General features: G+C 58.9%; 10 protein-coding genes and 1 pseudogene. 3 read left to right on the top strand and 8 right to left on the bottom strand.

Annotated features, from left to right (window positions below; translation table 11 throughout):
- Nucleotides 1-108: 108 nt before the first annotated feature.
- The gene (locus tag AB8841_RS12860) at nt 109-354 is read left to right on the top strand and encodes a helix-turn-helix domain-containing protein (RefSeq protein ID WP_370436232.1); all 246 of its coding nucleotides are present in this window, start codon (nt 109-111) and stop codon (nt 352-354) included.
- A gap of 100 nt (nt 355-454) precedes the next feature.
- Here the strand turns inward: AB8841_RS12860 and AB8841_RS12865 are convergent, their stop codons facing one another.
- Nucleotides 455-1,075: a hypothetical protein gene (locus AB8841_RS12865; protein WP_370436233.1), complete on the bottom strand. Its 621-nt coding sequence runs from the start codon at nt 1,073-1,075 to the stop codon at nt 455-457.
- 3 nt (nt 1,076-1,078) lie between these two features.
- Here AB8841_RS12865 and AB8841_RS12870 point away from each other — a divergent pair, with 3 nt between their 5' ends.
- The gene (locus tag AB8841_RS12870; protein WP_370436234.1) at nt 1,079-1,324 is read left to right on the top strand and encodes a hypothetical protein; all 246 of its coding nucleotides are present in this window, start codon (nt 1,079-1,081) and stop codon (nt 1,322-1,324) included.
- A 215-nt stretch (nt 1,325-1,539) separates the two neighbouring features.
- Here the strand turns inward: AB8841_RS12870 and AB8841_RS12875 are convergent, their stop codons facing one another.
- The 6 genes and pseudogenes from AB8841_RS12875 to AB8841_RS12900 form a co-directional block, all read right to left on the bottom strand.
- On the bottom strand, nt 1,540-2,004 hold the full coding sequence (locus AB8841_RS12875) for a hypothetical protein (protein ID WP_370436235.1): 465 nt from the start codon (nt 2,002-2,004) through the stop codon (nt 1,540-1,542).
- A gap of 1,491 nt (nt 2,005-3,495) precedes the next feature.
- Nucleotides 3,496-4,773 (bottom strand): hypothetical protein, encoded by a 1,278-nt coding sequence (locus tag AB8841_RS12880; protein WP_370436236.1) that lies wholly within the window; start codon nt 4,771-4,773, stop codon nt 3,496-3,498.
- A complete protein-coding gene (locus tag AB8841_RS12885; protein ID WP_370436237.1) occupies nt 4,770-5,270 on the bottom strand; it encodes a hypothetical protein in 501 nt (166 codons plus the stop codon). Before AB8841_RS12885 ends, AB8841_RS12880 begins: the two co-directional genes overlap by 4 nt.
- Nucleotides 5,271-5,274: 4 nt before the next feature.
- The gene (locus tag AB8841_RS12890) at nt 5,275-7,575 is read right to left on the bottom strand and encodes a hypothetical protein (RefSeq protein ID WP_370436238.1); all 2,301 of its coding nucleotides are present in this window, start codon (nt 7,573-7,575) and stop codon (nt 5,275-5,277) included.
- Between the two features lie 113 nt (nt 7,576-7,688).
- Complete coding sequence (locus AB8841_RS12895; protein WP_370436239.1) at nt 7,689-9,821, bottom strand: hypothetical protein; 2,133 nt, start codon at nt 9,819-9,821, stop codon at nt 7,689-7,691.
- 226 nt (nt 9,822-10,047) lie between these two features.
- Nucleotides 10,048-10,293 (bottom strand): annotated as a pseudogene (locus AB8841_RS12900) (magnesium chelatase domain-containing protein); the annotation flags it as partial.
- Nucleotides 10,294-10,731: 438 nt separating this feature from the next.
- Here AB8841_RS12900 and AB8841_RS12905 point away from each other — a divergent pair.
- Nucleotides 10,732-11,205 (top strand): response regulator, encoded by a 474-nt coding sequence (locus AB8841_RS12905; protein ID WP_370436240.1) that lies wholly within the window; start codon nt 10,732-10,734, stop codon nt 11,203-11,205.
- A gap of 12 nt (nt 11,206-11,217) precedes the next feature.
- Here AB8841_RS12905 and mutS read toward each other — a convergent pair whose 3' ends face one another.
- Entirely contained in the window at nt 11,218-13,947 is a 2,730-nt protein-coding gene (gene mutS, locus AB8841_RS12910) for a DNA mismatch repair protein MutS (protein WP_370436241.1), read from the bottom strand.
- Nucleotides 13,948-14,090: the final 143 nt, after the last annotated feature.

Below are 14,090 nucleotides of genomic sequence, written 5' to 3' on the forward strand. Positions count from 1 at the left end.
GAGAGGAGCCTTGGCTCGGGGAGGTGGCACGCCGGCTCCTGAGGGTGAGAGCATTTTGTAGAGTATACTCCGTGGAAGAATACTCTACAAGGCGGTCGGATCTCGGACATGTCGATCCGAGATGTGCTCGCCCGCAATATTAGAAAGTACCGAAAGGCCGCCGGGCTGTCCCAGGAGGAGCTTGCTCACCGGGCGGAGATCGATCGGACCTATATTAGTTCCATCGAACGCAGCGTTTATGGTGCGACGATCGACGTCGTGGACCGCCTGGCGAAGGCGCTTGGGGTCGAGGCGGCCGATCTCTTGGTCAAACCGCGGCGCCGGGTGGCGGCAAAGACACCCTCGTCCCGATAACCTGATTAACATGGGTTCGAGCACGGTTTCGGCGGTCAGCCCGCCCGCCCTTCATGCCGCCGGCTGCGAACCTGTACTTGACCGCTGAATTTCTGGTCGTTCAAGCTGAGAGTGCTGGACGGGACCGCTCAGGCTTCTTCCAGGGCACATACGTGACGTAGCCGAAGCTCATGAAGAAGAAACTCAGCGTTCTTTGGGTCGCAATCTGCATCGCTTTCGGTTCGCGCGTCACGGGATCGTATTCCAACGAGCAACTTTGTCCGGTCTGATCCAGCTTCGTCTCGGCCCACATCAAGTCGATGCTGATCTGACCGGGCGTATGGGTAACGGTGTAGCCGCCGATCCTGTGAGACTGTGGTGTGTTGAGAGTGACACTTTTCTCAGTGCGATCGCCATCCAGCTTGACGTCGCCGATTCCCGCAGCATGCCCCTTCACGCCAGGTTCTTGCCCTGAGAACCGGCCAATGAACGACCACCGGGCCCGAGGCGCGATCGGGATCAAGTCGATGAGGCGACGCGCGGCCTCTGCAGGAAATGTGTCTCCGTCGGCAACAAGGCGATCAATCAGCGAGTTGGCTTCGAAACGAGCTTGTGCATTAAGCATTTCGGTCGGTCGCTCCCAAGAGGCCATTTCCTGTAGCCTGCCAGTCTCACCTGAGGATGACAATGCCTCACAGAAGCGAGCTGGCTTGTTGCTCCACGGGTAGTCTTCTACAAACATGATATGGACCATCCCGACGATCAACAACAGGAAACCTGGTCGGAGTACCAGCCGCGTGATCCTGAGATCACAGGATTGGTGCAGCAGTTGGCGGCCAACGGTTTGGTTCTCAGCCAAATTGAGGAGTTGATCAAGCAGGCCTTGAAAAGCAAGCTCGCGGAGCTGAGCGAGCGGGATAGCGGCTACGACGATGTTGCCTGGGAAGTGTTGGAGGATCTCCGAACACCACCGCGTAACCGGCAACATTGACCCATGGGCCCAGTCTCTGCCTTGGAACGGGCTAGACAAGCTCATTCTTCCATTGTCCCGCAGATCCGCTCCTGCACAGGACGGGCCGCGAAACCTTATGGGTTTCACTGTGGCTGCCTCTCAGGGTGTAGTCGTGCTGCTGCCCGTTGAAGAATGCCAGCAACAGGGCATGGTTGGGAAAGATCGTGGGCAGGGGAGGGACGTTGCCGGCGCCGTCAATCGCGTTGCTTTGGTCTGAAAGAACGAGATTTCCTGGCTTCTACAACGAATGGGCGGACTGTAGTCTTCAGGCCCCATTCCTCTTCGAAGGCGGTTGTAGTGGCCTCAAGATCGGAGGCTTGTGCGACGGAGACGTCGCAACGAGGACCAAAACTGGTTGGCCGAATTTCACCAATTGCATCTGCTGCAAGCGATAAATCGATTCCCGCAGCAACGAGAGTGTCAATGTGATGCGCCCTTCGCATGACGCGAGTTTGGTCGTCAACCTGTGCATCACCATCGGTGGCCGGCAGTGATCCAGCCAGATGGTGGAGTTCATTGTAGTCTCGGTATCCCAGCATCTTAGCAACGAGATCCTGACAGGTGGCTAGGCGAAGGTCACAGCCATACGCCTGCAAATAGCGCTTGAGACGTTTAGCATCTCCTTTAGGGCGATTGGTGCTTACGACGTTGAAACGCATGAATGTTTCACTTTCTGCAGAGGGGTGCCGAAACACGAGCTAAGCGAAGCCAAATCATTAGGGGCGAGGAAGCTACCCAGGTTCTTGGTGCTTCTCTGATCTCTCGCTTTTGTCGGATCGATGCTTCGCAGATCAATGGGGTCAAAGCCTACATGGGAGCGGAGCCGACCACTGTCGCAGAGGTTTCGTCAAATCTCAGGAAAGTTTGATGGTCCGCCTGATACAGTACTGAACGGCTTTTCCCAGCTGGAGATCGCGAAGAGACTCGCACTCATAGGAGGCAAAACAGACGTATTATCCATGTTGCCTTACGAGGATTCAACTTTCTTGAGGGTGAACTATGATCGACAGCTACGGCGTCAGCATGAGACGAATCTAAATTACTTTTGTATGATACTTAGATATTTTTATTCTCTGCGCGAAGTCGTATTTGTGGTTGCATAACATTGGGTCCCTCCAGCGAAAGCTATCTGTCTGCGGCAATTATGCATAATGTGCCCATCAGTCAAGTTTGACATGTGAATATCCTAAAACCGAATAAGCATTGTCTCAGAATTAAAGCAACATTTTATAGATGGTTATTTCAGAGGGGCGCAAATGTGTACGGCGTTGTAGCTGAGGTTTATGTGGTCGAATTCTCGACGACTTCATGAATAATGGTGTGCGCCAACGTTCTATTAGAAAATCAACCTGCGTTGAGGATAGTAAAGCGGTTGCCGCTCGGCCGGTATCAGGTTCGCGGCGATTGCCGATAGTGATTGTATCCAACGCGACACCTAGGGTGTGGACCCATTAAAGCGCAGCCACAGCCTGATCGACGCAAACTTGACGAGGGCTAGGTGACGACAAGCCTCTGCCGGATATCTGGCTCAGTGGGCCGACGCTAACGCGGATCACCAAGCCTTGCCGGGCCGTCCAGACGGCCGCCATCCTTGCACCCAGTTCCTTCGCAATAGTAATCGAACCCGAGCCACGGTCGCGCTGATCCCACGCGGGGAGAGGAGAAGCCTGTCATGTCGAGATTCGCAATCGCGTTTGCGCTGGCGCTGGCCGCAACCACCGCCAGCGCTCAAGATGCTCGGTCCAGGCAATCGCACGCTCCGGCTGCTACGAGCAGGAATGGAACACAGCCTACTAACGGCGTGAATGAAACACAGCCGTTCCTATTCGATGGACGGATGAAAGGTGATGGTGTCCAGCGAGGAACGCACGTGGACAATCGCCACCCCGACGCTGGCGCCATCGTCGTGCAGCCGAGATCGAGCCATCCTGAGCGGGAATGATGAGGCTGCGCATCCGTTCATTGGATCATTCAGTGGCTCCGTGCGCGCTCTGGCCCCACATGCCCGTGGGAAGATGCGGCGCGATTTTCGCGAACTGCCCGGCCGTGCGCCAGAACCACTCTCGATCCATAGTGGCCTCCTCAGAGGACCTGAATTACAAACCGCGCGCCTCCTTAAGCCCCTTTATGGTTCCGGACCCTAAGTTGCTTTAGATTGCGCGCAGAAATTCTCGTTCTCCTACCAAAGATTCTCTAATCTGAGCCTCATCCAGGTAATGCTTCAGCGTCTCTGGATCTTCATGGCCTGCGATCTCTGCGAGTGTGAGGAGAATGCCACGTGTATCGTAGTTATAGCCGAACTTCGTTCTGGCATCCTGAAGAAGTTGGCAAGCGTAGCGGGTGAGAAACGCTGCTCGAAGTGAATGGATGCTACCCTTGACACCGGCGGCCTTGAAGCCGCGAACCTTTACGATGTCTTTGATCGCCGTGATGGTCAGTGGAACGGCGTCCCGGTCGGATAACCAAAATCCGCCTGACAATTTTTCACGGTTTGAACTGCCTGAAACCCGCAAGAAGCGGTTACGCTCCCCCCAAAGATGTTGAAGGAGGGCAATGACCAGCGGAATCGGAAAGGCCACGTTGCGGGTTTTTCCCCGTTTCTCCCTCACGCCGACAATCAAATTTTGCCGGCCTGTGCTCGCGAGGTGGTACATTTTCTCCCGGATGCTTGCTTTCCTGACACGGTCACTGGCCAGGAACTCAACACGCTCAGACGGGCCAATGAGGTTATCGCCCCGAAGAAGCGCGTTAAGAGTATCGCAGCTCAAGGCCGCAACTCCCATGGCGCGTAGGCCGGTTTCATACACCGTGCGGCCAAGAAGCCAATTGCGCTCTGCCATGAAGGCACCGGGATGGTTCATCAGCGCCTGAAGGACCCGGTTTGCCTCATCCTCATTCGGAATTGAGCGCTTGCCATGCTTGAGTTTCGGCCCACGAGGAGCTCTGAAGCGAGGCTGGGGCTCCAAGACTTCAACACTCAACGGTGATGCTGAGATCGAAGCTGCGAAAGAACGCAGAAGCGGCCCGCCGATGTTCCGTGATGCCAGAAAATGGCACCAGCGCATGACGACACCGGCCCAGCGAGCTTGCCGATTGCGTCCAATTCTATCGGCGCTCAGCGCCTCGGTTAGCCACCTATGATAGTGGTGTTCTCCCGGTTCGTTCCAGGAGACATTATGATCTTGAAGATAATTACACCAGATACAAATGATGCGAGCGATGTCTTGAAGGCTGCCGCTGCGCTGTGAACGCCATGCAGCCAGCTCACGGATGAACGCATCTGCAGGTTCGAACACGCCGTAGTCTGGATGCACGACAATCGGATAGTTGGGGAGCTTCAAACGCTCCGAGATCTTTATCACCCCTGATCCATTGATACAGTGGAAATGGGCATTCTGGCGAGCGAATCCTTGCATCAGCGTGATCACCTCTTCCCAAAGGGCACGATCTTTTCGAACTTAATCAACAGCTCGCGGTGTTGATGCTCCTTCTCCAAGAGGAGGTGACGGAGGCGCTTGACCTCTGCGCTGAGTGCATCTCGCTCCACCAATAGCTCGACATTCTGATGAGCCAATCGATCTCTCTCGTGGGAAACTTGAATCTGCGAAATTGGTCGGCCGCGGCGGGGCTTTCTCGGCTGGGCGGATTTCCCCTCCCGTATGCGCTGCAATGATTTCAATGCGTGGTCGAGGCGTAACCTCAAATCTGCATTCGGCCCGCCGGGAGCCGCGATGGAGTAACTCGTCCAGGTCACAAGCCCCCTTGCCGGGTCGGTCCATTGCTGGACATCCTTGATGGTAACGAGGACCGGAGCATCCGGGGGGATGGATTCATTGGCGATCCACTCCTCCAACAAGGTCACTTTGGCCGCGAGCGCTGATCTCGCGGGCCGTGTGCGTTCCTGGCTTTCTCGATTGTGTGACATGTGCCTAGCCTCCCGACTTCGTCCCAAAGCATCTGGCGTGATGCGCCTGTGCCATGTCGAGCCGGTCCTGCGCGAGGGCTTGCAGCAAAGGCGCGAAGGAGCAGGAAAGCTGTTGTTGTGCATGGGCGATCGTTTCGGCCCAGTAGGGTTCGCATTCGGCAAACTGCACGTTGTGGGGACACCCTGAGCAGATATGATCGGCGGCAAAGGCAGGGTCAGGTGCACTGAAGAAAGATGCCTCATCGCGCTCAGCCTCCCGAGCGGCGAGACACCCCGCCGAGCGAAGATCTTGTGGCTCCGAGGTGCACTTACAGTAGCTGTGACCGAGACTGTTCGGCTCAAGTCGCTTATCTTTCACAAAGCTGACAAGCAGAGAGTCGAGGGTAGGGCCGGGAAGATCATCGTCGGGGCTAATGTCTAGCTGAGCCTTGGCCTGTTGAATCAAGTCATCGAGCTGTCGTTTGATGACTTCACCGCCCCACCCTGAGATGCGCTCTCTATCAAGAGCAACATTCCGAAACCGCGCGAACCTGAAGGCTTCCCCTTCCGCGTTGAAATCTTCTAGGCGTTGGGCATGGTAACGAGCGGCGTCGAACTCTGACCTCCGAGCGCGAACGCGGTTCTCCTCAGCTTCGCGAAGAAACCCGCCGCGGGCCGCCTCTGTAACGTACCGTCTCGTTTGATCGGGATCAAAGTGGCGATAGAAATTGGAGAGCGCTGTCAACTGCGGAAAGCTGAACCGATGATAATACGTAACGCCGAAGAAGCGCCTGAACTGATGTGGCTTTGGATCCCACTGTGTCCCGTCGGGGAGAGAAGGCAGTTGCACAAATTCTGCAAACCGCGACAGACTGCGGGACACAGCGAAGCGGGCGGTCTTCGACGCCGTCGAGCGGTCAACTTGGGCGACATCATCGAATTGAAAGAGCCAGCGTTCTCCGGTGCGCTGGCGGGACATAGACGAAAGCCAGGCTAGAACATCGACGGCCTTTTCGACAGATGTCGGGACCGGGATTCGATCCAGGTCCCGAATCGTTTTCTCAATCCAGGTCTCCAGCCATGGGTCGCCATCAATGTGGTGAATTGCTGGAAAGCGCAACGAATCGATTTCTTCACGACGGCGTGCCGAGAACGCCGCAATCACGATCATGCAGGCGACAGCGAGGTACTCAAACAACACCGTACGAAGGCTAGGACGGGTCTCCGCATAGTTCTTGATGGCGTTTTTGCCAGGATAGTAGGCTGCACGGATTGGCCAGGGTGATCCTGGTTGGGTGCAACTCTTGTGATCCTCGAAGGCGATGTTTACGCGTGTTGCAGCCGCTAGGTAGGGCTTCCAGTGCTCTCGGACCTCCTCCGTTGTGAGTAATCGCTCGATCTCCTCAACATAGCGTTGAAGATCCGGCGCATAGTCGAGAACCCAGCGAAGGGCTTGGTCAATAAGGGTGCAGGCCTGCAGTGGGGGGACGGTGAACGTTCGGCCATCGTGGTCGTTCGCGATCGCCCGTGTGATACTGTTTACAGTCCGGCCCCCTGGGAACGGGTTGCATCCGATGGGATCGTGGGAGAGGCGGCCCCGGAGTTGCCACAGATAGGCAAGCGGGCGCAGGAAGCCGCCGATACGACCGGCCGAAAGAGATGTAGATAGCCCTATTGGGTTCTCGGGGCCGCTCTCTTGGCAGTCGTCGTCGTCAGTCTCGGTGTTCTGACCATGTGATGCCCCAGCGATCACAAATCCGGACGACCGTGCCTGATCGGGGCGGAGCGGGTAACCCAACTCCGCCGCAAGCGCAATGAGGATGCGGCGAGCCTCGTCAGTTAGAAGGCGGGAATTTGAAACGCCCAGATGTCCTGCGGCGGTATCGAAGTCAAAGTAAGTGTGCTTGCCTTTCTTGTAAGTCGGAGGCCGCTGCTGTCCCGCGCGAACAGCATAGGCGAATGAAATTGCGCGTTCCTCTAGCGGGATCAGCCCTCGAACGCCAAAATCACGAAGGGTCTCAAAGAGCCTGTCGATCCATTCAGGTGTAAGACTCGCATTCTTGTCTAGTCCACAGGATAACCTCCATCGTACGAATTGAAGGTAGTTCCGGTGCATAATTCCAACTGAGGAGCCGGACGAGTGCGATCCTTCACTCGGTGAGAGAGACCAGTAGACCAGCAGTTTCGCGGTTATGCAGTCGTGCTCGCAACGGGGGTCACTTAATCGTAAGCCGGGCGCCAAGACGCTGTCGAAGCGCAGTGTAAAGTTTGTGTTGCGCCGTTTCTGAGGATCTTCCGTGCCAATAATCCATCGATGGTCGAGCAACGACCCTCCACGCAACCAGGATGGTGCTGCTAGGCTGCCAATCATGTGGTCGTGCAGAGTTCCTGGCGAATTGGAAGCAATGAAACGTGTAGTACGAGGAGCCATCGCGGAACCTACCAAGGGCGAAAGAGTACGAGGGAGCCTTGATCCAGCCCCTTCTTCACAGCTTCGACACTCCGCTGCACAAGCGCCTGTCTCGGGCTGGACATGAGAAGATTGATGAGAGCCATACAGAGTGCGAGGGCGGGGAGCCACACGCGAACCCAGCGCTCAGGATTCTTTGCCGTAAACGCCTCTTCTGCGCGTTCGAGGGATTCGTGGAAGAGCGCAAGCGCCTCGATTGATTGTTGCGTGGGGACGAATCTCAGCAGTGGGCATGTGCTGCAGGCGTCCAACCGCGTACAAATCGAGTCTTTCGTTCCGGGTTGAATGCCAGCGGTTGGATCTAAACAGGTTAGGCCCAGCCCTGTCTCAACGGCGCGGGTGCGCCGTTTCTGAAACTCCTCGGGCGACAGCCCCAATTGAGCTGGCCGATCGGGATTGTCACCGGCCACACTCGCCTCGAACAGGTTCTGAAACTCGCGGATCCTTTCGTCCAACATGCGTCGGATGTACGCTCGGTTCAGATAGTGACGCGATGCAATGCGTCCTCCGCTTTGGCCCGAAAGGAGAGCAACAACTTCCGCGTCACCGCCGTGCTGAGCATCGCGGAGCTGGAGGACAGTCGTCCGGATCATGCGCCTTTGAATGGGAAGGCCCCCGATCACGGGGTCACCGGCATGCTCCTCAAGGAATTCGGTCCACCATCCCTTCCAGGTGTGCTCGAGATACCGTCGGACTTCTTTGGGGTAGTGACCATTGCGCACAATCCAAAGGTAGTCGGCATCTGAATTGCCGGCGCGGCGCGCGCGTTCCCGCTGGGGCTTTGAGAGCTTCAGCCATATTTCGATGGCCTTTGCGGATGATATCCGCGCGTTGGGCACGACAGTGGGAACTTCTAGAATCTCGTTGGCCGCCTCGTCTCGCTCACCCGGGGTGAGCTCAATGATGTTGCCAGTAATTGGCTTGTAGCTTGCACGATTCTTCACCGAACCAATCTGGCGGAGCTGGATCTTGCCGTATTGGGCCCTCCCAATGAATGGGTCCGCAGCGAGGTCGTCGCAGGGCTGAATGTTCATGCCGGTGTCAATAAGGACGAGCGTATAGGCTGCAAGCAGGGCTCGTCCTCCACCCTCAAGGTGGCGCATCACCCTCGCAGTGCCGCCGCACCGGGAAACGACGAGTTGAAGCCGGTAATCGAGCTCCTGCAGTTTGAAGACCCCTTCGTGGTCAGAGATGATGTAACGAAGGAGTGAGCCCAGTCGGCGATCGTCGTCATCCAGCGGAAAGCACTTTTCGACCTTTGGATGCAATATCGGATCGCGATCAGGTCGAGCGTAAGATAAGGAGATGAGAGGGATGGCAGCGCGGATTTCTCTAAGTGAGGGCCGGCCCGGCGCGAACAACAACTTGAGCCGGCGGTCGAAGGCTGCTTGTTCCTCAAGCAGTGCGTCCTCGCAGAGGGATCTGAGGCGGAGCAGGCGTTCTCGATTGCGTTCGTTAACGACTCCATAGGTAGCCGTACTTTGAGAGGTGGTTTCGGAGGCCTCTGTCGAATGCTGGAGTTCGCCAAGTGACGGAATATTGGTTCCGCGTGATACCCGTGACCCTGGGAGCCCCCGTAGAGCGCCAATATCAGGCCAAAGCCCCTCCTGCGCTAAATGCTGGAGCGGGATTGATAAGCTCTCGATGATGTTCTGTCGTGTAAGTGAGTTACTGCTCTTGACGACTGAATGGTCGCTGAGATCCCTGAGCCGGCTGACAAACACATTAACGGTATCGGCCCATTGCGTAGGCGTAATGGACGCCGACTGGTTCTCAATAAGAGCTTTATAGGATTGGGCGGCCGCCGTGTTCTGGTTCGACGCGTCTGCCGCAAAGCCTGCTAAGTAGAGGAGGAACTTGCGTAAATTGCCGCAGCGCTTTTCAGTAGTGGATGCTGTGTCATGGACGTATTTCCGGGCGAACGCGTCGAGGAGGCGTTCGGTAAACGAAGCTCCATAGAGCGGGATCAACGCACTGAAATCGTGTAGCTTACCGTTTAAGCGAACGGAGTGGCCTGGTACTCCCGGACGCTCTCGGGCGTCTGTACACGGTTGGTTGAGTAGGACGTGCGCCGGTAATTCAATCGCGACCGCTTTGGTCATGTGGCCTCCTGACGTGGGGAGGCCAAACTCTTCTAGGACTTCTTAAGATTCTACTAAGCTCATAAACCTATCATATGACTTTAATCCTATTAGCCATTTGTGGCGCAGGGGTCGAGTTTGGACATGTTGACGCGGCCGGTGTGAAGACGCTCCAAGTAGCCTACTCTTGCGGCCGGCGCCAAAAAGTATGTTTGATCAACTGCTTATATGAGATGATAGAATGCCACAGAGTCAAAAACTTGCCCTCCTTGGGAAGGTCGGCCGGTGCAAGATTGACGGTGATGCGCTTGGCAGGAAGCGCGAGCCCGGAGGCGATCAGGGCCGAGCGCACCCGCTCGCGGGATTCCGCGACCGCCTTGTCGGGCAGGCCGACGATCATGAAGGCGACCGTTCCGGGAGAAATCTGCACCTGCACGTCGACCGTGCGCGCTTCGACCCCCTCGAAGGCAACCGTTGAAACGCGCATGACCATGAGGCCGGACCCCCAGACGGAAGATTCTGGCCCGTCGTTCGGGCCGATATATCATTTATATGAGTTGAACAAAATTGTGCAAATCTTTGAAGGAAGCGGCGGAACCCTCCCGACTTCATGACGTTGAGTCACACTGCACCCGCCAAAGGGCGATTCCCACCAAGGGTTTCGGGGAGACAATCGATTATGGCAGCAACCCGTGCCAAGCCGAGGGCTGTTCGCACCTGCATGCGTGCGGGTCCCGCCTGCGTACGAGCATGAGCACCATGCACTCTCAAAGCCTGCTATCCCTTGGCGCGGTGGCTTCCAGGCAAGGGCAGCAAGGGGCGGGGACATCCGTTCTGCAAGATATGCACAGCCAGTACCCCCTTGAGGCGTTGACTTGGGACGCCGGTCGACCAGGTACAGCTGAAAGAACTGAGTTTTTCACGACGCGTAATGCCGGGGGGGCACGGGTTGAGTAACGCGAAGCCTTTGCGCATTCTCATTGTCGAAGACGAGTTCCTGATTGCGCTCGAACTCGAAAGCTTGCTCCAGGACCAGGGACACGACGTGGTGGGGATTGCCGCTACGTCCGATCATGCCATGGCTCTCGGCCAGCAGTTCGCACCCGATCTCGCATTCGTCGATATTCACCTGGCCGATGGCCTTACCGGCATCGACGTTGCCCGCAAGCTCTCCGACCAACATCAGGTGACCGTGCTGTTCATGACGGCCAATGCCAAGCGTATCCCGGAGGATTGCGCCGGCGCCCGCGGCGTGATCGCAAAGCCCTATACCGAGCGTGGGGTGAAAGAGGCTCTCGCCTATGTCACGGCCGAGCACGACCCTACGGGCGGCATCACGGATCGACTGACCTTCACCCCTTTCGACGCGAAAAGCCGCAGGGACAGCAGCTCCCAGCTGTCCTGAAGGCGCATCCCCCTAGCGCTGCGCTTTCAGGCGATAGAGCGCATCCAGCGCTTCGCGCGGCGTCATCTGGTCGGGATCGAGTGCATCGAGCGCCTCGCGCAGGCCGTCCTTCTTCTGCGGAGCCTGGACCGGCTCGGCACGAACCGGAGCGGCGAAAAGCGGAAGGTCGTCGACAAGCGCCCGCTTCGGATGCTCCCGGTCCGACTTCTCCAATTCGCTTAGGATCGTCTTCGCCCGCTCGACCACGGCCATGGGCAGACCGGCAAGCCGCGCGACCTGCAGCCCATAGGAACGGTCGGCGGCCCCCGGCACGACCTCGTGCAGGAACACCACGTCGCCGTTCCACTCCGTCACCTTCAGGGTGGCATTGGCGATGCGCGGCAGCCGTTCGGCAAGCGCTGTCAGCTCGTGGAAATGCGTGGCGAAGAGCGCCCGGCAGCGATTGGCCTCGTGCAGATGTTCGATGGCCGCCCATGCGATGGACAGGCCGTCGAAGGTGGATGTGCCGCGCCCGATCTCGTCGAGAATGACCAGGGAGCGCGCTGACGCCTGATTGAGAATCGCTGCCGTTTCCACCATTTCGACCATGAAGGTCGATCGGCCGCGAGCAAGGTCGTCGGCAGCGCCCACGCGGGAGAAGAGGCGGTCGACGGCGCCGATATGCGCTTCCTTGGCGGGCACGAAGGACCCCATCTGTGCCAGGACGACGATCAGGGCGTTCTGGCGCAGATACGTGGATTTACCGCCCATGTTGGGGCCCGTGATCAGCAGGATGTGGCCCGCGTCCTTGCCCGACAGCTCCGCGTCGTTGGCGATGAAGGCCATGCCCTCCCGCTTGAGCGCCGCCTCGACCACCGGATGCCGTCCGCCCTTGATCATAAAGGCAAGCCCCGTATCCACGACCGGCCGGGTCCAATCGAGCCTGACGGCGAGATCGGCGAGCGAGGCCGTCACGTCGATCGCGGCGATGGCCTCGGCCGCCGAGGCGACATCGCCCGAGAGAGCCAGAAGCGCCTCGGTCATCTCGTCGAAGAGGCCGAGCTCGATCTTCAAGGCGCGGTCGGCGGCGGAGGCGATCTTCGCCTCCAGCTCCCCCAGTTCCTGCGTGGAGAAGCGCATGGCGCCCGCCATGGTCTGGCGGTGGATGAAGGTGTCCTTGAACGGCTCCTTCAAAAGATCCTCGCCCACATTCTGCGGCACTTCGACGAAGTAGCCGATCATATGGTTGTGCTTCACGCGCAAGGTGCGGCAGCCGGTGTCGTTGGCATAGCGCGTTTGCAGGGCTGCGATGAAGCGGCGTGAATCCTGCTGCAGCTCGCGCAGCTCGTCGAGGTTGGAATCGTATGCTGCCCGAATGAAACCGCCGTCCCGCCTCAAGAGCGGCAGTTCGTCCGCCAGCGCCGCCGAGAGCGTGTCGGCCACGTCCGTCCGCAGGGACTGAAGCTGTTGAGCATTCGCCGACAGCTCCTTGGGAAGGTTGGGCGCGATGGCGAGTTCGAGGCCCAGTTCACGCGCCGCGAACAATCCGTCCCGCACGCAGGCCAAGTCGCGCGGTCCGCCGCGGCCCAGGCTGAGCCGTGACAGGGCGCGGGCCAGATCCGGCGACCGCTTGAGGATGCGCCGCAGGCGCTCGCGCAGATCCGCATTCTCCACCAGGAAGGCTACCGCATCCTGCCGCTCGCGGATCAGGCCGGGATCGGTGAGGGGCCCCGCCAGCCGCTCCGCGAGGCAGCGCGCGCCGCCCGGCGTCACCGTGCAGTCGATGGTGGCGAGGAGGCTCCCCGCGCGCTCGCCCGCCAGCGTGCGCGTCAGCTCGAGATTGGCGCGGGTCGCGGCATCGATGGCAAGCGCCGCCCCGGCCGTCTCGCGGGAGGGTGGGTTGAGGACCGGGCGGCTGTCGATCTGCGTCTTCTCGATATAGAAGAGCACGCTGCCGGCCGCCGTGATCTCCGCCGGCCCGAAAGACCCGAAGGCATCGAGCGTGGCGACGCCGAAGTACTCCTTCAGCCGCCGCTCGGCGGAGGCCGGATCGAGGCCATCCCGGGAGAGCGGCGTGATCGACGCCCGGGTCTCGCGCCAGAAGCCGGAGAGCTCCGGATCCTCGTGAATGACGTCGGGCACCAGGATCTCGCGGGGCTCGAAACGGGCGATCTCGGCGGGCAGGCCCATGGCGTCCGTCTCGCTCACCACGAAATGGCCCGTGGAGATGTCGACGGCGGCGAGGCCGTAGCACCATTGCGTGTCCGACAGGCGGCGGCGGGCGAGACCAAGCAGGAAATTGGCGCGGCCCGGCTCGAGGAGGCGCTCTTCCGTGATGGTGCCGGGGGTCACGAGACGCACCACGTCCCGGCGCACGACGGACTTGGAGCCGCGCTTCTTGGCCTCCGCCGGGTCCTCGGTCTGCTCGCAGACCGCGACCCGGTGGCCGAGGCCGATCAGCCTCTGGAGATAATCGTCGGCCCGGTCCACGGGCACGCCGCACATGGGAATATCCTGCCCGAGGTGCTTGCCGCGCTTGGTGAGCACGATGCCGAGGGACTGGCTCGCGATCTCCGCATCCTCGAAGAACAGCTCGTAGAAGTCACCCATCCGGTAGAACAGCAGGCTGTCCGGATTGGCGGCCTTGATCTCGATATATTGCGCCATCATGGGCGTGACGCGGCTGTCCTGAGCGGGCTTCTGCCCGGCAGGATCGGCTTGTTGCGGGTTCTCGGAGGCTCGGTAAAGGGCTTGGGACGACATTCGCCCTATGTAGCAAAGCCTGCTTCCCCTTTCACCCGTATCATGGAAGTTGCGCGAAGGGTGTGCACAAGTCTTGAGGCAAGCTGCCCCAGGCCTTATGGTCGCAGCCCCTGCGAACAAAGGTCCCGCAGCCAAGATACGAA

Origin of the sequence: Microvirga sp. TS319 (assembly GCF_041276405.1) — a bacterium.
In the GTDB taxonomy this organism is placed as follows: domain Bacteria; phylum Pseudomonadota; class Alphaproteobacteria; order Rhizobiales; family Beijerinckiaceae; genus Microvirga.